21 protein-coding genes are annotated in these 21935 nt (G+C 47.8%); 9 read left to right on the plus strand and 12 right to left on the minus strand.

Going from position 1 to position 21935, the window contains the following annotated elements:
- The first annotated feature begins 36 nt into the window (after positions 1-36).
- A complete protein-coding gene (locus ACTZWV_RS00665; protein ID WP_444784678.1) occupies positions 37-4572 on the plus strand; it encodes an AAA family ATPase in 4536 nt (1511 codons plus the stop codon).
- Between the two features lie 63 nt (positions 4573-4635).
- Here ACTZWV_RS00665 and ACTZWV_RS00670 read toward each other — a convergent pair whose 3' ends face one another.
- Positions 4636-5997: a DEAD/DEAH box helicase gene (locus ACTZWV_RS00670; protein ID WP_444784679.1), complete on the minus strand. Its 1362-nt coding sequence runs from the start codon at positions 5995-5997 to the stop codon at positions 4636-4638.
- Entirely contained in the window at positions 5997-6515 is a 519-nt protein-coding gene (locus tag ACTZWV_RS00675) for a hypothetical protein (RefSeq protein ID WP_444784680.1), read from the minus strand. The genes ACTZWV_RS00670 and ACTZWV_RS00675 overlap by 1 nt, the downstream gene beginning before the upstream one ends.
- A 56-nt stretch (positions 6516-6571) precedes the next feature.
- Here ACTZWV_RS00675 and ACTZWV_RS00680 point away from each other — a divergent pair, with 56 nt between their 5' ends.
- Positions 6572-6958: a helix-turn-helix domain-containing protein gene (locus tag ACTZWV_RS00680; protein WP_444784681.1), complete on the plus strand. Its 387-nt coding sequence runs from the start codon at positions 6572-6574 to the stop codon at positions 6956-6958.
- Positions 6959-7051: 93 nt separating this feature from the next.
- On the opposite strand, the gene ACTZWV_RS00685 is transcribed toward ACTZWV_RS00680, so the two are convergent.
- Together ACTZWV_RS00685 and ACTZWV_RS00690 are read right to left on the minus strand one after the other, a co-directional pair.
- Positions 7052-7525, minus strand: coding sequence for a hypothetical protein (locus ACTZWV_RS00685; RefSeq protein WP_444784682.1), 474 nt, complete (start codon positions 7523-7525; stop codon positions 7052-7054).
- Positions 7526-7709: 184 nt separating this feature from the next.
- Positions 7710-7856, minus strand: coding sequence for a hypothetical protein (locus ACTZWV_RS00690; protein WP_444784683.1), 147 nt, complete (start codon positions 7854-7856; stop codon positions 7710-7712).
- A gap of 258 nt (positions 7857-8114) precedes the next feature.
- Here ACTZWV_RS00690 and ACTZWV_RS00695 point away from each other — a divergent pair, with 258 nt between their 5' ends.
- From ACTZWV_RS00695 to envZ, 3 genes are all read left to right on the plus strand, one after another.
- Positions 8115-8321: a hypothetical protein gene (locus ACTZWV_RS00695; RefSeq protein ID WP_305551839.1), complete on the plus strand. Its 207-nt coding sequence runs from the start codon at positions 8115-8117 to the stop codon at positions 8319-8321.
- Between the two features lie 93 nt (positions 8322-8414).
- Complete coding sequence (gene ompR, locus ACTZWV_RS00700; protein WP_444784684.1) at positions 8415-9140, plus strand: osmolarity response regulator transcription factor OmpR; 726 nt, start codon at positions 8415-8417, stop codon at positions 9138-9140.
- Positions 9141-10445, plus strand: coding sequence for a two-component system sensor histidine kinase EnvZ (gene envZ, locus ACTZWV_RS00705; protein WP_444784685.1), 1305 nt, complete (start codon positions 9141-9143; stop codon positions 10443-10445).
- A 37-nt stretch (positions 10446-10482) separates the two neighbouring features.
- On the opposite strand, the gene ACTZWV_RS00710 is transcribed toward envZ, so the two are convergent.
- On the minus strand, positions 10483-11037 hold the full coding sequence (locus ACTZWV_RS00710) for a hypothetical protein (protein WP_444784686.1): 555 nt from the start codon (positions 11035-11037) through the stop codon (positions 10483-10485).
- Positions 11038-11055: 18 nt separating this feature from the next.
- Entirely contained in the window at positions 11056-13110 is a 2055-nt protein-coding gene (locus ACTZWV_RS00715) for a S8 family serine peptidase (RefSeq protein WP_444784687.1), read from the minus strand.
- Between the two features lie 73 nt (positions 13111-13183).
- On the opposite strand from ACTZWV_RS00715, the gene ACTZWV_RS00720 reads away from it, so the two are divergent.
- The 3 genes from ACTZWV_RS00720 (at position 13184) to ACTZWV_RS00730 (ending at position 15362) form a co-directional block, all read left to right on the plus strand.
- The gene (locus ACTZWV_RS00720) at positions 13184-13387 is read left to right on the plus strand and encodes a hypothetical protein (protein ID WP_444784688.1); all 204 of its coding nucleotides are present in this window, start codon (positions 13184-13186) and stop codon (positions 13385-13387) included.
- A gap of 290 nt (positions 13388-13677) precedes the next feature.
- The gene (locus ACTZWV_RS00725; RefSeq protein ID WP_444784689.1) at positions 13678-14604 is read left to right on the plus strand and encodes an ABC transporter ATP-binding protein; all 927 of its coding nucleotides are present in this window, start codon (positions 13678-13680) and stop codon (positions 14602-14604) included.
- Positions 14601-15362, plus strand: coding sequence for an ABC transporter permease (locus ACTZWV_RS00730; protein ID WP_444784690.1), 762 nt, complete (start codon positions 14601-14603; stop codon positions 15360-15362). The genes ACTZWV_RS00725 and ACTZWV_RS00730 overlap by 4 nt, the downstream gene beginning before the upstream one ends.
- Here the strand turns inward: ACTZWV_RS00730 and ACTZWV_RS00735 are convergent.
- The 6 genes from ACTZWV_RS00735 to ACTZWV_RS00760 are packed head-to-tail and all read right to left on the minus strand — an operon-like array spanning position 15352 to position 20811.
- Entirely contained in the window at positions 15352-16230 is an 879-nt protein-coding gene (locus ACTZWV_RS00735) for a hypothetical protein (protein WP_444784691.1), read from the minus strand. The two genes, ACTZWV_RS00730 and ACTZWV_RS00735, sit on opposite strands and share 11 nt — an antisense overlap.
- Before the next feature lie 3 nt (positions 16231-16233).
- Positions 16234-17082 carry a DUF6999 family protein gene (locus ACTZWV_RS00740; protein ID WP_444784692.1) on the minus strand — a complete coding sequence of 283 codons (849 nt, stop codon included), beginning with the start codon at positions 17080-17082 and terminating at the stop codon, positions 16234-16236.
- The gene (locus tag ACTZWV_RS00745) at positions 17072-17758 is read right to left on the minus strand and encodes an iron-containing redox enzyme family protein (RefSeq protein ID WP_444784693.1); all 687 of its coding nucleotides are present in this window, start codon (positions 17756-17758) and stop codon (positions 17072-17074) included. The genes ACTZWV_RS00740 and ACTZWV_RS00745 overlap by 11 nt, the downstream gene beginning before the upstream one ends.
- Positions 17759-18865, minus strand: coding sequence for a beta-ketoacyl-ACP synthase III (locus tag ACTZWV_RS00750; protein ID WP_444784694.1), 1107 nt, complete (start codon positions 18863-18865; stop codon positions 17759-17761).
- Positions 18862-19434 (minus strand): diguanylate cyclase, encoded by a 573-nt coding sequence (locus ACTZWV_RS00755; RefSeq protein ID WP_444784695.1) that lies wholly within the window; start codon positions 19432-19434, stop codon positions 18862-18864. Before ACTZWV_RS00755 ends, ACTZWV_RS00750 begins: the two co-directional genes overlap by 4 nt.
- A 60-nt stretch (positions 19435-19494) precedes the next feature.
- Complete coding sequence (locus ACTZWV_RS00760; RefSeq protein WP_444784696.1) at positions 19495-20811, minus strand: APC family permease; 1317 nt, start codon at positions 20809-20811, stop codon at positions 19495-19497.
- 167 nt (positions 20812-20978) lie between these two features.
- On the opposite strand from ACTZWV_RS00760, the gene ACTZWV_RS00765 reads away from it, so the two are divergent.
- The gene (locus ACTZWV_RS00765; RefSeq protein WP_444784697.1) at positions 20979-21821 is read left to right on the plus strand and encodes a BON domain-containing protein; all 843 of its coding nucleotides are present in this window, start codon (positions 20979-20981) and stop codon (positions 21819-21821) included.
- Positions 21822-21935: the final 114 nt, after the last annotated feature.

The following is a 21935-nucleotide window of genomic DNA, read 5'->3' on the forward strand; positions in this document are numbered from 1 at the left end:
TTGATGAATCGGAGATTAGAAGAAGTGAGAGTGCCAATGCTTAACACTATGGAGCTCGTCGAACCGTCAGAAATAAAGAAGGAAATTGACGGGCATGATCTGATAGCTGTCATCGAGACTGGCTCTCAAACGCTTCCATATCAGTCGATGACTGCTGAGCAATTCGAGTGTTTGCTATGGGACTTATTTCGCAGTGGCTACGAGAGTGAACTCGGACATGATTACTCACGGCTTATGATTAGTGGTGCTGATCAAGGCCGTGATGTCTGGTTAACTAGGAATGAACAATCTGTTGGTTTAGTCCAGTGTAAACGATATGCTCATAAAATCAGCCTAGCTGAAACACTCAGAGAAATTATTAAGTTTGTTTTATACACTGATATAAGTCGACAGCTTTTACCAAAGCCAGAGGGCTTTACATTCTACTTGTCGCTTAGCAGTGACCCAAGTGGTGAAGTGGACGAGTTTTTCAGCACACCTAAAACCTGGTTAAAAGACAATCAATCTGAGATTGAAAAACAAGCGATTGTTGTCATCAACAAATATTCCAAACTAAGAAAAATAGTTCTTGCTCACGCACTACCGTCTTTGTTGCAAAAGCTAATGTTGATGGAATTTAAGCTCCTCAGACCGCACGAGCTGAATCGTGCATTGAGTATTCACAACGATGTTCGAGATCGCCATTTCAAATTTCCAGGTTCACTACTGAGACCATTAAGTCTTTTACTGCCCACTAATACTATTACTCAAGATGATCTGAAGCATGCAAGCCGTCAGCTTGCTTGCTGGCAAAAGACGATCGAAAACAGGTTTATTGAGCGGGCTGAGTTGCAACAGTTGTTAGACTTAGTGTCTTCTGGAGAGAGCAATTGTTATTTGCTGACTGGTGTAGCTGGCTCCGGCAAATCATCGCTGTTATCTACACTTTATGAACGCTTGTCAGACACGGAATACTCTGTTTTAGCTGTCAAGGCAGACGAGTTAGATGTGGGTATCAATGATCTGGCTGATCTTGCTGAAAATCTTAAATTAAATGGAAGTATTACCAACGCATTGCTTGGACTTGCGCAAACTAAGCCAGTGGTTCTTTTGATTGACCAGATGGATGCAGTCAGTGAAGTAATGGACCAAAGCTCAAACCGTTTTAGGGTGCTTGTTGACCTTGTATTGTCGCTTAAAAGCAGATTTGAGGCTTCTGAGCTAAGCAATAGGAAGTCTATTCATATCATCATTTCTTCACGTCCTTTCGAAGCCAGTTTTGATACTCGATTTACTCAGTTAGGAGCAAAGCTGATTCAATTGTCGTTGCCCTCTAGAGAAATGGTTGAAGGACTATTGACTGATATTGGTATCGATAAATCATCGGTCCCTAGAAGCATGTATCCGGCACTCCAGGTGCCATTTGCTTTGAACCTCTATATAAGTCTGATTACCGCGGGTGAGTCTCCCGACAGCATAACTTCCAATAACCTACTGCATTATTGGTTAGAAAAAAAGCTGACTGATAGATCGTCTCGAGCACGACAACTCGACTTTCTAAAACTTCTAGCCAAAGACATGGTTAACCACGAGGTCCTGAGGCGTCCAGTAAGTGTTTATCAACTTGAATACGGCCCCACAATTACTGCCCTAGAGGCTGCGGGAATAATAGTACGGTCTGAAGATAATATTGGTTTTAATCATCAAACTTGGCTGGATGATTTTCAAGCACAAAGTTTTAGATGCTCAGCTGATATGTGTGCGTTTGTATATCGTAAGCAGGATGGGCTTTTTTCCAGAAGCACAATCTTGCGAGGGATTGAATTCTTGCGCGAATACAATCCGATAGAATACCTTTCAACCTTAGATGAACTGTTATTTAATGGGCAAACTAGACGGCATATCCAACATCTATTGGTTGATATATTAGCCATATCTCCCGTCCCCAGTTTTTATGATGCTCAACGGGTTTTGCGTTTAATTCACGGTGAACCTGTGTTGGCAAAGCGGGCATTTTGGAAAATTGCATTAAATTGGCACAATTGGCGCGAGCTTTTGATTGAGACCTTACCTGAGCTCATGGGATCGTTTGAACATACAGAGAGCGCTATTGAGTGGCTGGCGGCAGAAGCTAAGCATAACGAAGATCATGTATTGTCTCTAATCTCTAGACTTTGGTCAGACGATACTTACGATTGCGATGTTTTAAGAGTGTTGCTAAAAGCTGTTCCGTCGTCCAAAGCAGCTTTTGAGCTAATTGATAAGGTTTTATCCAGAACTAAGATCGATGAATCTTATGTAAGTAGATACGTCAGAGAGTTGTTCAAATTGGGTCATGCAAAGCAGGCTATAGACCTACTCGTGCTTTGGCTGGACTCCGTCGATATAAAAACAGCGATGTCTCTGCAAATGTATGGTCTAGAAAAATTCGCTAAGCAGTATTCGATTGAGGTAGCTCATGCCCTACTTCCTTGGGCCGTAAAGTTGATAGGCCAATCTGATCTTTATACAACTTCATACCGCTCTTTCAGGCGTATGCTCAGACTGGATTATGGTTGGGATGAAAAGTCCGAAAATGGATATTTACTTAGCACACTGCGCCAAGCATTAACAACAGCCGCTAAAAATTCTCCTGATGAATTGCTCGAGTTGATACGACAATTCATGACCGTTCAGATAGATGACGTACAGGTTATGATTGCAACATCACTGGCAGCAAACGCGGAGTATTTTAGAAACGACATTTACGACTTCTTACTGGAAAATGACTATCGAATGCAACTTGGTGAGAGCTACTTCACTGGCCCGGATAATTACATGTTCTCAGTTAGTGGAAGTTGCACAATGCAGCTTATCGAAGAGGTTGTAGCCTTCTGGAGCGAAGATCAGCTCAATGACATAAAAGATTCTATTGAAAGATTTGAAGTCTCTGAGCCTGTGTCAGGAGCTTCCGTCGACATGCGACGTCAAAATATCCGCGATTGTGAAGAATATCGGCTAAAGTTACTTGCCAGACTTCCATCAAAAATTTTCTCTTCCCGAAGACATAGACAAATCTCAGAAAGAAATCGAACCTTTGAACCTGCAATAGGTGAGAGACCAAGCGGTGTAGGGTTAGCCTCTTTTACCCGTTCGCCTATGTCAGCAGAACAGATGATGAAGGCCAAGGACTCAGATATTATCAACCTTTTTAATGAAACAACGGACCAAAATAATCACGTCAACGAGTGGCGCCGCAGATATTCAGGAATTGCTCAGGAATTTGGTGCGTTTGCTGCTAAGTGTCCTCAGCGCGCAATCAAAATCATTACTGGTAAATTTAAATCTAGTGTCCATGAGCGTTCAGTCTCAGAAGCTATAGAAAGTATGGCCAAGTCAGAGCATGCGTCACCTTCAGAGATAAGAGGCCTTATCTTAGAACTCAATCAGCGAAACTTTAACTCTAAAGAGTGGATAAATGCCGTCGCAAGGGCTTTTAGAGAAATTGCAATAAGGGAAAATGGGCTGGAAGAGGATGACATTCAACTACTTAAAAGCTACTTAAATGTCGAACTATATACAGGAAACGAATTAGAGAAGGATTCTGCAAGTGCAGAGCTAGGCGGAGCCTTGTTGTTTGGTCATAATAATGGTTCTCGATTGGTACCAGGCGGGAACTATGCCCTGATGTCTGCAATTTATCATGGAATACTATGCCGCCAGCCAACAGACTGCGATATTTGGGCTGACGCGCTGTTGTCTTTTTTTGACATTTCAAAAGAGGTAGAAACTTGGAAATGTTTGCTTCTATTTCAAGCACACCCTTTACTCTGGGCTGATCAACAGAAATGCAATACTCTGGTGAGGCAGCTACTGGATGAAAGCATCGCTGTGTTCTCTGAACCTAAAATCGCTATGACAATTTGGGAGCTTTTCGACCTACTGCAGCCAGCGCTGGTCTTGAAAATAATAGACTATTGGTTTTCCATGAAATCACCTGCATTAAGTCAAGTTGCAGGGGAATTGACGACGGGTTTGATAATATTAGGTAAAGCCAACCAAGATCTGCAAGCATTTTGGCAACGTAGCTTTGATAGCGGAGATTTTAATTTTAGACGTGGAGTAGTCTATGCGGCGTGTGCTGGTTGGAACGAAACCGGTAAAATCCGTGGAGATTCTCACAACATTCTAATGTCTAGTTTGAAAGATAAAGTTGATGGTTTGGGTATCGCACTGAATGCGGCATTTCCGTTTGATAAACGGATACCTAATGATGAATTAACCTTTGAAGTAATTACTTGGCTTGCAGAAAACCCCAGTATTATTGCAGAACTTGATAAGTATCGACTTTTCAGTTGTTTAGTGAAAATAAACTTCTCACCAAAATTGCAGTTATGTGTTCTAAATCTTGCGCAAAAATTTATAGAGGCGAAGCAGTCAGATAATTCAACACATCAATCTTTTGAACATAGTGAAGGGTTAGTGCAGCTTGCTGTCACTCTCCAACGAAGCCCTGGCCCATTGAAAGAGAGAGCAATGCAACTTTACGAAACCTTGCTAGATGCAGGTGTTTACCACGCGGAAGAAGCCGCAGAACAAGCTCTTAGGTTGTGAATATTCAACTGAAAAGGCAGTCTTAGTTCACAAGCCCAATGACAAATTATGAATCGCTACTAGTCACTTTTGAAATATCGAGAAAACTTGCTGCCTGTAACTGCCTTTTAAGCTAAATAGTAATGCAGAATTGGCCAAGCTCTCTTCAGGCTCTGAGGTATAGCAATTCCAACTTTCACCCAAAGCCTGAAATTTAGTGTTTTGAGAGGAGTTAATGCCAGTTCCTATACTCAAAGGCGGCTCAGGGCTTGCCGGCGAATCTTCCTTTTCAAAGCGAATTATTTTTTCCGGAATGTCTTGCTGAAGCCGTTGTGCAAATTCCAGTAGGGATTTTTCTGCGAAACTTATCAACCATGCTTTATTGTTTGCTACCCTTGGCATTAATCGTAGTACCCGTCCAAGTACTTGGCGGAAAAACAATTCGGTTCTTACCAAACTAAGGTGTGCACATACCCTAAGCCGGGGTATGTCTGTGCCCTCTGAGACCATTGATACACTGACTATCCATTGAGTGTCGGATGTTCTGAAGTTTTCAATAACTGCTTGAGGAGATGGTTCCCGGTAGGTCACCATTACGGCTGTTTGATTAAACTCACTATGCAATATGTGTTTTATTCGCCTGGCCTCACGTACTGAACTGGCGACAACTAAACCAGCAGCATTCGCTTGCTCTTGTCTTGCGATGCTAAGCTGCTGTACCGCTTTAGTTAACAGATAGCGCAAAGCCTGGCTGTCTGCCAGGAGCTCTGAATACCTTAGCTCAGAATGCTCGATCGCCGACTTAAGCGAGCCGTAGGTTTCCTCGTTTACCTGCAACTTGTCATTGTCGATCAACACGACTTCAGGCAGCCGGCATACACCATCATTTATGGCGTCGGCAATGCCATAGACATAATCACAGTGAATCGTCTTATCTGGGTCGATATAGCTCGCCAGAGTAATTGGCGCTAAATCGCTACGCCACGGCGTGCCAGTCATAGACAATATGTACTTCGCATGACTACCCAGATTACGCAATACCTCTCGACCCCAAGCATTAGCCAATTCTGGCTCATCACCACCACAGTGGTGAATTTCATCAAAAATGACTAACACCCGGCTTGTTTTCAAAAAGCTCCAGTCAGCTTTCTTACTGCTCGCGAGGTATTGATAAGTATAAACTCCGCCGGCTGCGCCGAGTTGGCCATGCATAGGCTTAGCTAGTACTGAAGAAAATGTTGTGCGCATGCTATTAAGTACGGCAACTGATGGGGCAAAGCAAACTACATAATCAATTTTATTAGCATCAAATAGGCGTTTTGCAACGGCCGCCGCCATTACTGTTTTACCCGCCCCCGGGGTGGCCAATGCCATGAAATGTTTTTGCAGTTTAAACTTTTTAACTGCCAGCGTTGCGCAACTTTCCTGCCAGTGACGAAGCTGCATTAATCAAAATCCTTTAAGACATTTTCAATTGCAAACAGTCGGCCTTGATACATTACGGCACGCTCTTTTGCCGCCATGAACTTTGTCTGCAGGCTCTGCTTAAGCTCAGGAAATTCCTGGGACAACTCCTGATATTCCTGCGCCTCTGCACTGGCAGAGGCAAGAGCGCTGCTGTAGTCACTTATTTTGCGCTTTAGTGACTCGATGTGTATTTTTTTCGAAGGTTGAGCAGGCAGCGACTCTACATCGGAAGCTGATTTTGGCAATACAGATTGGTATAACTCTTTGCCTGGTCTCGTCAGAAAATAGGTGTTTTGCTTCGGATCATCAGGGTGTTTGCCCACTTCTAAAATACCTTCCTGCTTTAAATTCCAAACGCCCTTGTAAATTTTATTGCCAAAATGCTCTGCAGAGTCAGCAGGAATAACACCCCTACATAATTCCTTCAGGTCGTTAATTCTAAAATGGTTTAATTGATGTTTTTGGATGAGACTTAACAAGGTTTTACGAACTGACATACTTCTTATACCTGGCAGTTTTGGAAGGGGGAGCAGCGCAATGGCAATCCTTAGGAATGCTAAGTATACTCCACTATCAAAAACTTAGACAATCTAAGTATTCAGGTATCAAATATGACTATCTTTTGGCATCAACTCATCCCTTCCCAGCAAGACTCAAACAAGCTCGAGAGGCGAAAAGCCTTACACAAACGGAGCTTGGTCTTCGGATTGGCTTGGATATCAGTGTAGCCAGCAGCCGTATGAACCATTATGAGAAAGGCCGACACTTGCCTGACTATGACATGGCAAAAAAAATGGCTGATGAGCTTGGCGTTCCGGTTGCGTACTTTTATTGCGATTCGGAAGATATGGCGCAATTATTAATGTCATTTCACAACCTTTCTCCAGAGCAAAAGCAGCGTGTTCTGGATTTCATCAATAATCAGCTTATTAAAGGTTAAAATCTCGAGCCTTGTTCGAAATTGCTGATTGCAAAGAGAGAAAATCCAACTAAGCTCTATTTCCCCTCTCAGTAAGCCAATAAAAAAGTGACGTTATCGCTCTAACAGCCAGTGTTTAAATTTTAAAGCACCATATCGCCATAATATTGCCATGACAACGCAATATAATACTGCTATTTCCTGTCCTGCAACCGGTGGGATAAAATCAACAAACTTGCTGCCGAATGACCAAGCAAAAAGCATACCCCCCCAAAATAGAAGAAGTTTCGCAATGAATACTCCATAGAAATTGAAATATTTTGCAAGTTTAACTTGTTCATTTCGCGGAATTTTCTGTGTTTTAAGGACTCCAGATAGGAGTAAGCAAACAATAAGGCTCACAAAAAAAACCAAGAAAAAACCTTCAAAAGAATAGCGCCAGTTTATCGCGCTTTCTAGCCAAGGGGGGAGTTCAGTAGTTGAATTTACTTTTTCCAGCTTAACCAATGCTACAGTAATTGCCATGAGGGCTGGCGTGAAAAAGAAACATAACGCTCCAGACTTCAAAGTATTCCAAATAAACTTCAAATTTCAGCTCCTTAAATGATTGATGAATAGTAAGCCATAAGGTTTTATCGCATATTATCAGCAACATATGACATTTCAATCAATTTAGGAACAATTAGTACGTAGTAAATAGTATCAGTACTATTAGTAGTGGCCATGTTTAATGGAGACTAGCGCTCAGATAGTATTATTTTTGTGGTACTAATCACAAATCGGCATTCTCACTGCGATCACCGAGGCTGGCGGCCCAGGCGACTTTAGCGGTGACATCCGGGCGTTTTTCACGCCATAAATAGTTCAGCTCTTGTTGCAGGGCTTCGAAGCCTTCGCGGGTAATTAAATCGGTGCGCATCTTTTACAGGGCTATATCAGGGTGAATTCCGGCCTGAATGGTAGCAGTTTTTATGTAGTTACTGCTATGTGGCCGTCATAAGTTTGACGACTTCGTTACCGGGCTAAGGCCGCTTAAATAATTAAATTGAATAAAATCAATAAATTAAAAAATTTATAAAATATTTCAACACTGTCATTTAGGTGTAACAAAAATATGCTAGCCCGCTGGGCCGCTCCTGGCTATAGTTGGTTTACCAGATAAAAGAGGTAACAGCGCATGAAAACAAAATTATTTAGCCTGGCGGCGTCACTGCTGATTGTTGCACTGGCCGGCTGTTCAACCGCGCCGGCAAAATATACTTATGTAGTTGACCCGGATTTAACCGAACAAGCCGACAACCTTACCCGTACCAGTGCCCATAACGGCCACGTAGTGTGGGTAAATCCGCCGATGAAACGGGTACCGGTAAGCGAACAAAAATAAACTGACAAACTTTGTAACATAAAGAACTGCCGTGGTTTTTCGCCAAGGCAGTTTTTTCGTTTATAGTGGAGCAAATATTATGGAGACTTCACTATGGCCGGTTCAGAAACGCCGAAAATTCTGGTTGTAGACGACGATATGCGCTTACGTGCTTTGCTGGAACGTTATCTGGTTGAGCAAGGTTATATAGTGCGCAGCGTAGCGAATTATGAGCAAATGCAACGGTTGATGGAGCGGGAGAACTTTCATCTGGTGGTGCTGGATTTAATGCTGCCCGGTGAAGACGGTTTATCTATCTGCCGCCGGCTGCGCCAGCAGGAAAATGAAATTCCGATTATTATGCTTACCGCCAAGGGTGACGAAGTCGACCGTATTATCGGCCTGGAAATGGGCGCCGACGATTACCTGCCCAAACCCTTTAACCCACGCGAATTGCTGGCACGTATTCGCGCCGTCATGCGGCGCAAAAGCAAGGAGTTACCCGGAGCGCCCAGCCAGGCGGAAGGCATGGTGGAATTTGGCCCGTTTAAATTTAACCTCGCCACGCGCGAGATGCGTAAGGGCGATGAGCTGTTGCCGTTAACCAGTGGCGAATATGCGGTGTTAAAAGTGCTGGTAAGCCATCCGCGTGAACCGCTATCACGCGATAAGCTGATGAACCAGGCGCGCGGCCGCGATTACTCCGCCATGGAGCGCAGTATCGACGTGCAGGTATCCCGCTTGCGCCGTATGCTGGAAGACGACGCCGCTAACCCGCGCTACATTCAAACGGTGTGGGGTCTCGGGTATGTGTTTGTGCCGGATGGCAGTGTGACGTAGATGCGCTGTTTTCCGCGCAGTGCCTTTGGCCAAACCGTATTTCTGATTGGCTTGTTGTTACTGATCAACCAACTGGTGTCTTACCTGTCGGTGGCGTTTTATGTTATCAAGCCCACCACCCAACAAATTAACCACCTTATTGCTAAGCAAATTAAAGTGGTGTTTATCGATGTCGGTCATCAGCAGTCGGTGCTGTCAACGGAGCTGACTGAGCGTTTTCAGCAGGCCACCGGCATTGAGGTTTATACTGAGCAGCAAGCATTGCAGCAAGGGCTGGCAGAAGCCAGTTACTATGCTTATTTTTCTGATTTAATGTCGCGTGAGCTCGGCGGCGAAGCTGAAGTGCGGGTGGCGCAAGGCGCAACCTATGCCTTTTGGGTGCGGCCGCCACAAGCGCCGCAGTACTGGGTCAAGGTGCCGCTAACCGGGCTGGATGAAACTGACTTTTCGCCGCTGACCTTTTACCTGCTGTTAATCGGTGTGCTCAGTGTCAGCGGCGGTTGGTTATTTGCCCGGCAGCTAAACCGGCCGTTGAAAAGCTTACAACAAGCGGCATTACAGGTAGGGCGCGGCGAATTTCCGCCACCGTTGGCTGAACATAAAGGCTCAACCGAAATTATTGCCGTAACCAAGGCCTTCAATTATATGGCGCGCGGCATTAGACAATTAGAGCAAGACCGGGCCCTGTTAATGGCCGGGGTATCGCACGATTTACGCACACCGCTGACGCGGATCAGGCTGGCGTCTGAAATGATGCAGGAGCCGGATAACTGGATCCGTGACGGCATTATTAATGATATTGATGATATGAATGCCATTATCGACCAGTTTATTGACTACCTGCGCCATCATAAAGAAGAGCCGGGCAAAAAAGAAAACCTCAATACCTTAGTGCGCGAGCTGGTGCAGGCCGAACATTTGCAGCAGCGGCATATAGCGACTGAGTTGGCAGAGAACCTGCCGGACACTATGTTGCGGCGTATCGCTATTAAACGCTTATTGAATAACTTACTGGAGAATGCGCTGCGCTACAGTGACGGCGATATTGAAATTTCCACCGGCTTCGAGCGTAACCGCAAGCGTATTTACCTGCAGATCCGTGACCATGGCCCGGGCATTCCGGATGACCAGATGAAAGCCATGTTTGAACCCTTCACCCAGGGCGATGTTGCCCGCGGCAGCGGTGGCTCCGGCTTAGGCCTGGCCATTATCAAGAAAATTGTCGATATGCATCATGGTGATATCACCTTACACAACCACGCCTATGGTGGTTTGGTGGTAACGGTGTATTTACCGGTGCGATAGGCAGAAAAAAGCCCTGCAATGCAGGGCTTGATTAACGTTACTGGTTAGAGTATTTCTTTTCCAGAATATCCAACCTGGCCGTTTTAACCAGGCCTGACGCCTTGATTTGTGTCAGCAACTGCAGCAGGTCAACGTCTTGCTGCGGCTGCACTATGTAGACTCCGGTACTGCCGGCCGAACGCACGATTTTCAGATTAAACTGCTGTAGTAAATTCTGAATGTCGCTGCCTTTACTGTGCAGCAAGCTGATATTGCCGGTAACAACGCCCAGTTCGCCGGTCAGACTATTTTGCACTACCGCATTGCGGCGGAAATCAATAAACTGCTCGACATCGTTAGCTGATACCCGGTTAACTAACGTCATGTTGCCTACATCGGCCAAGCTGACCGAACGATCTGCCAGCGCCTGTGGCACTGCGACCAGTTCTGTTTTTAATTGATAGACACCGTATTGCGAAGCGGCTTTATTCACGCGAACCTTCTGTTCTGCCGGCACATTATTTTGCTGTAACCCAGCTTTTAGTGATTGCGCGTTTACACTGCTGACAGACAGACAAAGGGCAACCGATAATACTGATAAACTATACTTCATAACATATTCCTTTGACTGTTAATGACCGAAAATCCGGATGCCTACGCCTTCCAATACTGACGGCACAGCATTGTTTTTATAGCCATCCTGCCATTGTGAGTCAGTTACGTTTAAATCGGCACCGTTGGTATCTACCAATCTGATGGCCCATGTACCTTGCGCCTCTTCACCATAAAAAGCGTTGGACAAGAATATAACGTTTTTCAAAATATAACCTTCCTGATAGCCGCTGGCAAAGTCAAACGTCGGCTCTACAATCGCTTGCTTGGATGACAACAGTACACTGCGGGTGCCACTTGGCGATGTAACTTCTATTGCCAAATCGATACCCGCTGTTGTTTGACTGGGCCAGGAAGTCGACAGCAGCTCGGCATTTGCCACATCAAAGGCGAACTGAACTCCTTCGATGGTTACCTTTTCGGTTACTTCAAGAGTCTGTACAGCACCTGTTGCGTCATTGTCTGCAATGGTAAGAGCTAGTGAATCCGTACCATTTGTGGTGCCAACAGCAGTCCATTCAGTAACAACCTGCTCTGGTAATGCGGTACTGTATGTCTTCGCCATTGTGACTGCTGCGCCCGCATTTACCCGGCCAAAACCGTATAAGTTGTTGTGTGCATAGCCTGCGGCATTTTCTACCCAACCAGCATGGGCGATAAATTTACTTCCGCCTATTTCAAGTTCTACCGCGTCGTTAGCAGGGTCAACCTTAGTGCTGGTTTTTACCAGGATGTCTTTAATATCGCGGTAAGAAAGCTGCGGATTAGCACTATGTATCAAACTTATCACGCCAGCTGCATTGGGGGCTGCCGAGGACGTACCATTAAAAGTGCTGGTATAGTTGCAACTCGCGTTTTCAGGGTGTCCCGGAAAGTTAAACGGGGTAAAAGCTGCGTCATATTCTGCCCAACCGCCCGCATCTACCGCAGGGAAACCGCTGTAACCACGTAAACAGGTCATTTGGTCAGTGGTGACCATTGCCGGTGCCAACTCGCCATATTCGCCAGCTGGTGCAGATACCAATACGTTAGCACCTGCGGTAGAGTAGCTGGTATGTTTGCCGTTTGAGTTAACTGCCGCAACGGAGAAATAGAACGGTGTGTTCTGTGATGGCTCAAAGTTACCGTTCAGGCATGTCAGCCCAAGTGCATTAGCATCAGCGCAAACTGAACCTGCCCAGCTGTTGTTGCCTGGGCGACGGAAGCTATTGCCGCTAGATTTTGTGTTCACAGCGCCAAGACCATTGCGCAGGGAGTTCGTGGAGTAACTTTGTACTGCTTCTTCCAGTTCGTCGTAGGCAATTACTGCAGGATAGCTAATACCATAACTGCGGTTAAACACAGTTAGCGGTTCATTCTCCGTAATGCCGCTACCGGGAATACCATGGCTTAAGGCACTGTTTAAATCAGACTGAGCGTTAAGGTAGTTCATACCTATTAATTTGGTATGTGGTGCCACGCCGCGACCACCTAAGCCGTTCCAACCGGTTGCGGCTATGAGACCTGCGACGCTGGTACCATGATCGCCGGTTTCATTGGTCGAGGTAGGGTCAGTGATATTCAATGCACCTGGCATCATATTCAGTGAGCGATTGGCAAGTACGTTAGCGGCTAAATCCTCGTGCGAAATCTCCAACCCGGAGTCTACTACAACGGCAATGCTGCCTTCGCCCGTAACGCCCTGTTGATAAGCGGCTATCACATTCATATCTTCGCCTGGCGCCAGAATGGTTGTATCTACCCGATCGGTAAGCCACTCGTCGGCACGCTCTGCGGTGAATCCGGCTTCTTCTATCAGGAACGTTCTTATAGCATCAAGGTTAAGTGCAAAAGCTGCCTGGCCGGTATTATTAAGGTGCCACTGTTGATAGGCCAGTGGATCTGATACCGGGGCGGCGATAGTTAATGTGGCTTTATTACTTAGCGCACCGTCGCTAACGGTATATTCAATATTGGTGGCGTGATCGAGTACCGGCAAGTAAGTAAAGTCTGTACCCTGTACTGTCAGTACGCCGTTACTTAGCTGATAAGCACCTTGTGTTGGTTGCACTGTCACGCCGTTTTCAGTGATCACAGTAATATTCAGAGTATCTTTGCTATTGACATCACTTACTGCAAAGCTGCCCTGCACAGGGATCCAGCTTTGTGTGGCAGCAACAGATACGTTCAAGGCTTCGGGTGCAATATTCTTACTACCACCGCATGCGGTGACAGATAAAGCAACGGCTACTGCAATGCCGCTTAATCTGTATTTATTTGCGTTCAACATGTTCTTCCTGATTATTAAAATGTCTTTATTATTATCATCATCACAAAATATTACAGATGTAAAAAATCATGACGATTTATAGAGCATATATTCAAAAAGTAGCTAGTAAAAGAGCTTTTTAAGCTTTAGTAGCAGATTTATTAGTCTTATTGTAAATATTTAATAACCTTTTGAATGAGTTTTGTATAAAAAATGGACAGAACATTGGGCTGCGAGAGGGCGTTGATATAGTTCCAATAGCAGAAGCGGCTGTAACACTTGACCTCAAGTTAACCTAAGATATTAACCTTGCCTTTGTGTTTTACTACTGCCAGCTTCTGGCAGTGGTTAAGCTAGACTAACAGCGACAAAATGCTAAACAGAGGGGGTAAAGTGCAATCTATTATTCAGGTAAATAACTTAAGCAAAACCTATCCGTCCGGTTTTCAAGCGTTACAAAACATTCAGTTGGATATTCGCCGTGGTGAAATCTTTGCCTTGCTGGGGCCGAACGGCGCCGGCAAAACTACCTTAATCAGCATTATTTGCGGCATTGTTAACCCGGGCGAGGGCACTGTGTTGGTCGATGGCCAGGATATAGTGCAGCAGTATCGTCAGGCCAGGCAGCGGATTGGTTTAGTGCCGCAGGAGTTGTCGGTCAGTATCTTTGAAACGGTGTGGGATACGGTAAGCTTTAGCCGTGGCTTATTTGGTAAAGCGGCTGATCCGGCCTATTTGCAGCAACTGCTGCGCGACTTGTCACTGTGGGATAAAAAAGACAGCAAGATTATGACATTGTCCGGTGGTATGAAACGCCGGGTTTTAATTGCCAAAGCGCTGGCGCATCAGCCGCAAATTTTGTTTCTGGATGAGCCCACTGCCGGGGTCGATGTAGAGCTGCGCCGTGATATGTGGCAGATGATCCGCCGGCTGCGCGACAGTGGCGTGACTATTATTCTTACTACGCACTATATTGAAGAAGCTGAAGATATGGCCGATCGCATTGGTGTGATCCGTGCCGGCAAGCTGATATTGGTCGATGATAAAACCAGCTTGATGCAAAAACTGGGCAAAAAGCAGTTACTGTTGCAGTTGGCCGCGCCTTTAGCGCAAATCCCGGCTGCGCTGTCGGCCTATCAGTTGCAGTTATCCGCCGATAACAACCAGCTGATATACACCTTTGATGCGCAGCAGGAGCAGGCCACTATTGCCGGTTTGTTACGTCAGCTTAATAGTCTGGACATAGAGTTCAGTGATCTGCACACCAGGGAAAGCTCGCTGGAAGATATTTTTATCAGCCTGATGGGAGATGCCGCATGAATTTCTACGCCATTAAAGCCATTTACCTGTTTGAGCTGGCCCGTACCTGGCGCACGCTGATGCAAAGTATTGCCTCACCGGTGTTATCTACCTCGTTGTATTTTATTGTGTTTGGCTCTGCCATTGGTTCCCGCATGGTGGCCATAGACGGCGTCAGCTACGGCGCCTTTATAGTGCCTGGCTTAATTATGCTGACGGTGCTGACAGAAAGCACGTCGAACGCCTCTTTTGGTATCTATATGCCAAAATTCTCCGGCACCATTTACGAGATTTTATCGGCACCGGTATCGGCAGTAGAAATTATCCTCGGTTATGTTGGCGCGGCAGCCAGTAAGGCTATTTTACTGGGGTTAATTATCCTGTTTACGGCGCAGTTTTTTGTCGATTTCAGCATAATGCACCCGCTATGGATGCTAACCTTTTTAGTGCTTACCGCCATCAGCTTTAGCTTGTTTGGTTTTATTATCGGCGTGCTGGCCAACAGCTTTGAACAGCTGCAAATTGTGCCGTTGATGGTGATCACGCCGCTAACCTTTTTAGGTGGCAGCTTTTATTCCATCAGTATGCTGCCGCCACTGTGGCAGCAAATTACGCTGTTTAACCCGGTGGTATACCTGATCAGCGGTTTTCGCTGGAGTTTTTACGGTGTCGCCGATGTTAATGTCGGTTTTAGTCTGGCGATGATTTTGCTGTTTATGGCCAGCTGTATTGGCGTGATTTGCTGGATTTTCCACAGCGGTTACAAGGTTAAGGTGTAAGCCCTATCGCAGCTGGCAGCAAAGTTGTCAGCTGCGTATTTAGCGCTGCGATAATCTTTTTTTCCTGCCAATACTGGTTATGCGATAACGGGTTCCAACTGGCAGCGAGCCAGCCAAAAAAGCCGCCGCCGGCGTTTACTTCGATATCGGTCACCAGTTGGCCGTAGCCGGGGGATAAATCGGCCAGTGGCCAGCCCAGTACATCGTCTTTGTCGTAGTAGTTATGCCAGATAAAGCCGCGGTTTGGTTTGTTAAACGGCACAATTTGTTCCATCGCATGGGCGGCAACAAAGATGGGGATATTACAACCGGTGGTAATAAGGCTTAGCAGCCGATCGCCGCGTAAAAACGCGATATCCTCATCCGTTAGCGGGTTATCGCCGCTGATGCCGGCCTGATAGCGTTTGATATCCCGCCAGATGCCGGCGGCGGGTTTAATGCCGGCTTTGGCTTGCTGCGCATCCCACAGGTAGCAGGACAACACATGGCAACCTAACGAATGTGCCAGCAACACCAGCTTGCCATCGGCGGTTAACTGTTGTTTTGCCAGATACAGCGCGCGGGCAATTTTCAGTTGGCTGTAATGGTACAGGCTATGTGGTTGCTCTTTACGATGTTCCAGCGCGGCGGCATCAGCAAAACCAAATAACATAAAACGCCGCAGTTTGCTCCAGCGTAAGCGTGAGCCCACCGCTTGCCATACCCGTTGCTCGTTGTACAGCAGCAAATCCTGATAATACACGGTGCCGTAATACAGCTGCGCTGCGTTAGCACCAGCCGCTTGTTGCAACTGGCTAAACAGTTTATCAGCATAATCCGGCCGGGTTTCGCCCATGCCATGAATGGTAACCAGCGCCACATTCTTCATCGCTCAGGCCTGTTGTTGTTTGCGTTGCTGCTCCAGATACGCATACAGCTGCTCGGTAAAAAAACCGTGCATTAAAAAGCGCTGGCCTAAATTCCACGGCCCGACTAAATAATGCGGGTATTTGTTATAGGCCATTTCGCTCAAAGACTTATCGCCAACCAAATCGCCGATGCGGATAGCAATCGACTGGTCGAGGTTAAAGCCGTTAATCGCATCGCGGTATTCTTCCCGTGTTAGCAATAAGCAGAATAAACACATAAACAGCGCATGGGCGCTTTCAAAATCCAGCCACTGTGTACGTTTTTGCGTAAATGAAAACTGTGCCATCTCGATAGGTTGCCAGTGCTGCCAGTTAAGCTCGTTTGGGGTTAACGGCTGCTGCGGGTGGTGCCAACTGCCCAGCTCAGCGAACAAGCGAAACAGCTGTTGGTCGTGCTCAACAAAGCTGGCGTGCTGCATATCGGCAATGCTTTTGGGGTACAGTTGCACCGGGTTAACACCGCTATTGGGGCTATTGGCAGCCAGAAAATTCAGCACATTAGATTCGGTAGCATAGTGGCGCAAAATCAGTAAATTGGCCTCTTTGCTGACAAAATGCGTGCAAAACCAGCAAATCAGCTGTTGTAAGCGGTTATGCGCACTAAATTGCGGCAACGGCAGGCGCTTAAACAACCAGGTAATATGCAGCAAAATAGCAAAGATAAACTGCAGCAATGGCCGTACGCCCCAGCGCAGCGGGTTTTGTAAATCTTTTAACCATAGATCCAGCGCTGCTTGTTCGATTGGCAGCGAGTTATCCTTAGCAATAGCTTTTAAATAGGCGCTTGGGCCCTTGCCGGTTTCAATAGTCATGCTCTACTTCTTCCAGTTGCAGGCAATATAGCCTGGCGGTAACACGGGCGGTGCGCACTATGGCCGTTAGCTGCGCCGGGCTTTGGCATAAGCGGTCGATCAACTGATACAGCTTTTGCATATGGTCGTCATCGTTAGCGCCGTGGTAGCGCATAAAGCGGGTAAAGCTGCCATCGCCGCCTGTGGTTTTATCTATTTGCGCGGCCCAGTCGTTGGCCATTTTCTGGCCCAGGCCTTCAATGATCCACATGGCACCAATTAAATCGACCGGGTTAGGCTGGCCGGCACGGTACATTAAAAAGCCGTGCAGCGCTTCGGTGCCGATATTACGCGGCGCGGTTTGGATGTCGCTTAAGCTGCCGCCGGCGGCAACATAATCACGCTCGAGCATTTCATAGTCACGGTGCTCTTCGCGGGCATGGCCGATAATGGTTGAGCGCACATCGCTGTAATCGCGGTCAAAGCCGGAGGCGCAGCGGCTGATCCAGCGCGAGCCCTCTATTACCTGCTGGCGCCAGTTCAGCAGCAGTTGGCAATAATCGGCTTTACTAAACTGGCCACGTTCTAAGCGCTGCAACAGCGGCACGCGGCCCAGCTGGCGCTCAAATTCAAACCACACCCGCATCAGCGCCTGTAAACATTGTTGGCCCTGCGGGTTTAATAGGTGCGCTGTCATTCAGGCCTCCACTACAGTCAGTTGCATATAGGCATTATTAAAGCGGCCGCTCTCCGGCACCATGCATACTATGGTATCGCCGGTTTTATAGTTTTGTGTGCGGCGAAACTCGTCCAGCATAATAAAAATAGAGGCACAGCCGGTATTGCCGCGGCTGTACAGATTGCTGTACCACTTATGCTCGGCAATGCCAACGCCGGCGCGCTGCAGCATGTCGAAAATTTTGCCGCGAAAATAATGCGATGAGTAATGGCACAGTACGTGGTCAACCTTGTCCGGTTGCACGCGGCCCTCACTGATTAAACGCAGGTAACCATCGACACCCAGCTTAACGATATTTTCCAGCAGTCGCACATCCTGGCGAATAAGCAAGGCGCCGGCCGCTTCAGCCTGGGCATAAGTGGCGTAATCCTGCCAGCTTTGGCTATGGTTGCTATCTGTTGGGTAACCCACGCTCATACACACCGGATAGGCATCGGCATGCGAAAAACTGCGGATCCAGTCAATACGAAAACAGCGGCCGCGCGCCCGGGTTTCCAGCAGCAGGGCACCGGCGCCGTCGGATAGCATCCAGCGCAGAAACTCGGCGTTAAAATCCAGTTCTGTGCCGGCGGCTTCATAACGGCTGGCTTTAAATAAGCGCGAGGTCAACTCACTGGCCACCACTAACGCATTGGGCTGCTCGCCGGCTTTCAGGTTAGTAAAGGCCGCTTTTAGCGCCATCATACTTCCGGAGCAAATGCCGTGGCTGCTGTGCAGCTCGATATCACTTAAAGCCAATTCGGCCTGCAACATAGAGCCAAAGCCCGGCAGCACTACATCGCCCTGGCTGGTAGCAGCGCTGAGCATCTTAATCTGGCGCTTGCCGATAAAGCTGCCTGTTAAGCAATGCTCTGCCGCCCGCGCTGCCATTGCGGCGTTAGAAAAGAGAGTGTTGTGGTTGGCATCGATAGCGTAGTGCCGCGTATGAATACCGTTAGATTGCAAAATACGCCGCTTTAACCGGCTGGGCTTGCCATGCACGTAGCCCAGCAGCGGCTCCATTTCGTCATTGCTGATGGCCGGGCCGGGTAAAAAGTGGCCTGTGCTGTTGATATACACACTCATGCGTTCACCTTGCGCTGCTGCAGTGCCACCTTTAAGCAGCGCAGGTTTTCTTCCATATAGGGCAGTACACACACTATCGCCATAAAGCCCAGATAATACGGCAGGTAAGTGTCGCCGCCATGGGCGTAGGGCATGCGCTGGAAATAAAACTCGCCCTGCCAGTTAAATGTCAGCAGTTTCACCACTACCGGATAGTTAATCACACCAATTAACAGCAACATATACAGCGGCAAGGTAGCTAAATAATTATGCGCATGCATCTCCCACAAGCTGATATGGCGCTTGGGTGCAGCGTAATGCACGTCGTAGTGGGCTACCGCTTCATGCGCCAGCCAGGCGGCAAGGCAAATCAGCATAATCAGCACATTTACCTTAAACAACAGGCAGAGCAAAATCGGCACCGCCATTTGGATGCCCATTAACGAGTGAATAAGCGACTCTTTTAAGCCCGAGGTATGTTCAATCCGGGTGGCGCGGTGGCAGCACCAGTCAACAAAACCGGCAATACCCCACAATGGCAGAAACACATACAACATTAACTGAATAAGCAACTGGCTGGTTTGCAACACCGCACTCCTTCTGGTGCTAATACTGCGGCGTACTATAGCGCAAGGTTAATGGTTTGTAGATTAATTTGTGCGCCTTGCCTGATGCCGCGCCAGAAAATACAGCGCGCTACCCAGCAGTACAAATAAGCTTGTCGCCAGAATGGCAGACCAGCTGACCTGCAGTGCCAGCCAAACGCAGGCGGCAATGCCCAGCAACGGAAACAGGTAACCCAGCGGCAGCACAAAGCTGTCGGCATTGGCCAGTTTGGGCCGTAGCAGCGGTACGGCGGCGCAGGTAAGGCCATACAGCAGCAAGCGCGATACTACGGTAGCGGCGGCTAGCCATAAAAATGAGCCATATAAGGTTAACAGCAGCGCCAGGGCGCCAAAAAACATGATCGAGTTGGCCGGCGTTAAAAAGCGCGGCTGTACCGCGGCAAACCAGCGCGGCAGGCTGCCATCTTCGGCCAGGGCAAAGCTGGCGCGCGGGGTGGAAAATATTGCGCCCAGCAGGTTAGCGGCAACTGACGCAACAACGCCGAGCATCAGCAGAAAAGAGCCAGCCTGGCCAAATAGGCTGGCGGCGACATCCAGTAACGGGCTGGCGGAGCCGGCAATATCCGGCACCGCCGCCACACTGACCAGCTGAATGCCGATATATAGCAAAGTCACCATCAATAAGCCGAAGATTAAAGCGCGTGGCATATCCCGCGCCGGATTTTTCGCCTCACCGGCCGGTACCACTACCGATTCAAAACCGACAAAGGCGTAAATCAGCAATAAGGTGGCGCCGCCGATATCGTACGGGCTGCTAAGTACCGTCAGCGGATTAAACGCCGGCAGCAGCCCGCTGCCCAGCAAGCTTGCGCCGGCAATCACCAGTAGCAACAGTACGGCAAATTTAACCAGGGTTAGCAGGGCCAGCGAGCGCATAGCGCGCACCGAGCCCAGCACGTTAACTAATGTCAGGCCGGCGACAATAGCGCTTAGCAGCACAACACGGGGTAAGCCTGCAGATGCTGCCGGCCAGAAATAGCCAATACTGTCGACCAGTAAGGCCGTGTTGGCGGCAAACGACACTAAGCGGGCTATGTAATACAACCAGCCGGCCTGAAAGCCGATAAAGGGGCCAAACGCTGCTGTGCCATAACGTACCGGGCCGCCGCTGCCGCGAAAGTAGCTGGCCAGCTCGGCCATACACAGCAATATCGGCAAAATCAGCAAAGCACAAAACAGATAAATTAACGGACTGTATTCACCGGCCAGTTTCGCCGCCCCGCCCGGTAAACCAAAAATGCCGGCGCCGATCAAGCCATTAACCACCAGCAACCACAGGCCAAATAAGCCCAGATGGCGCGGCAGGGAGCGCTCAGATACAACAGTGTTGGCGTCAGACATAACGGTTATCCGGATTAAACAAGGCCTTACTATAGAGTGAAACCCGCTGACATGCACCCTATGCGCGTTGCCGCACCGACCCTGGCTTAACATCGCGCTACAGTAAGCTTCCCGCCAGTGTAGTTCGCTACCGGCGTTACCTTCTAACCTGATAAAGGAAGACGAAAATGCAAACATTAAACCGCAAGTTATTACTGGCCATGGCCATAACTCTGGCGCTGGGCAGCAGCACTGTGCTGGCTGATGACAAAATGGCCGTCAAAGCACAAACCGGGGCCATTGTTAACGCCAGGCAGGAAGCGCAAATTTGGACCACCTATGCGCTGAGCCCTTACCTGCGGGCCAATGACATTAGTGTTACCGTGTTAGATGGCAAAGCCACGCTGAGCGGTAATGTGGCAGAAGATGTGCACAAAGACCTGGCCGGTGCTATTGCTGAGGGCGTCAAGGGTATTGATGATGTTGATAACCAAATCAGCGTAGATGCCGATTATAAAGCACCAGATCGCAGCAACACCCGCGGTTACGGCGATGTGGTGGATGATGTCACTATTACCACCGCCGTGAAATCTAAGCTGCTGTGGAGCAAGCACACCGAAGGCATGGACACTAAGGTGGTAACCAACAATGGCAAGGTTGAGTTAAGCGGCACTGTGGCAACACAGCAGGCGAAGCAGCAGGCGGAAAAGCTGGCGAAAAATACAGACGGCGTGCGCTCGGTAGATAACAAGTTGCGTGTCAGTGATAAAACCGCTGACGGCAAAAGCTATAAAAAAGCCGATGCGGAAAAAGGCACCGTAATTGCCGACAGCTGGATAACCACTAAGGTTAAATCCACCTTTTTGTATTCCAGCAATGTGGCCGGTGCCGATATTTCTGTTAACACCAGCAAAGGTATAGTTACGCTGTCCGGTAAAGTCGACAGCGGCGTGGAGCAGGCGTTGGCGATTGAGCTGGCGCAGAATATCCGCGGCGTAAAAAGTGTGTCATCGAAACAGCTTATTTTCTGATTTGTTTCTTTTTAGTCATCAATGTGGGTTAGCGCACATTGTTATGTGACATTTCGGGTTAAGTTGGCTGCTGCAATTTAACCCGGCTGTTATTTATGCTACCTGAACTGCAAA

The organism is Rheinheimera sp. NSM, from assembly GCF_052380015.1.
Lineage (GTDB): Bacteria > Pseudomonadota > Gammaproteobacteria > Enterobacterales > Alteromonadaceae > Alishewanella.

Excerpts from the sequence above, each read along its gene's own strand:
- ACTZWV_RS00745 (WP_444784693.1), bottom strand. The coding sequence starts at position 17,758 with ATGACAGCGCACCTATTAAACCCGCAGGGCCAACAATGTTTACAGGCG.
- ACTZWV_RS00710 (WP_444784686.1), bottom strand. The coding sequence starts at position 11,037 with ATGAAGTATAGTTTATCAGTATTATCGGTTGCCCTTTGTCTGTCTGTC.
- ACTZWV_RS00765 (WP_444784697.1), top strand. The coding sequence starts at position 20,979 with ATGCAAACATTAAACCGCAAGTTATTACTGGCCATGGCCATAACTCTG.
- ACTZWV_RS00665 (WP_444784678.1), top strand. The coding sequence starts at position 37 with ATGCTTAACACTATGGAGCTCGTCGAACCGTCAGAAATAAAGAAGGAA.
- ACTZWV_RS00695 (WP_305551839.1), top strand. The coding sequence starts at position 8,115 with ATGAAAACAAAATTATTTAGCCTGGCGGCGTCACTGCTGATTGTTGCA.
- ACTZWV_RS00675 (WP_444784680.1), bottom strand. The coding sequence starts at position 6,515 with ATGTCAGTTCGTAAAACCTTGTTAAGTCTCATCCAAAAACATCAATTA.
- ACTZWV_RS00760 (WP_444784696.1), bottom strand. The coding sequence starts at position 20,811 with ATGTCTGACGCCAACACTGTTGTATCTGAGCGCTCCCTGCCGCGCCAT.
- ACTZWV_RS00740 (WP_444784692.1), bottom strand. The coding sequence starts at position 17,082 with ATGACTATTGAAACCGGCAAGGGCCCAAGCGCCTATTTAAAAGCTATT.
- ACTZWV_RS00670 (WP_444784679.1), bottom strand. The coding sequence starts at position 5,997 with ATGCAGCTTCGTCACTGGCAGGAAAGTTGCGCAACGCTGGCAGTTAAA.
- ACTZWV_RS00735 (WP_444784691.1), bottom strand. The coding sequence starts at position 16,230 with ATGAAGAATGTGGCGCTGGTTACCATTCATGGCATGGGCGAAACCCGG.
- envZ (WP_444784685.1), top strand. The coding sequence starts at position 9,141 with ATGCGCTGTTTTCCGCGCAGTGCCTTTGGCCAAACCGTATTTCTGATT.
- ACTZWV_RS00750 (WP_444784694.1), bottom strand. The coding sequence starts at position 18,865 with ATGAGTGTGTATATCAACAGCACAGGCCACTTTTTACCCGGCCCGGCC.
- ACTZWV_RS00730 (WP_444784690.1), top strand. The coding sequence starts at position 14,601 with ATGAATTTCTACGCCATTAAAGCCATTTACCTGTTTGAGCTGGCCCGT.
- ompR (WP_444784684.1), top strand. The coding sequence starts at position 8,415 with ATGGCCGGTTCAGAAACGCCGAAAATTCTGGTTGTAGACGACGATATG.
- ACTZWV_RS00680 (WP_444784681.1), top strand. The coding sequence starts at position 6,572 with ATGCTAAGTATACTCCACTATCAAAAACTTAGACAATCTAAGTATTCA.
- ACTZWV_RS00690 (WP_444784683.1), bottom strand. The coding sequence starts at position 7,856 with ATGCGCACCGATTTAATTACCCGCGAAGGCTTCGAAGCCCTGCAACAA.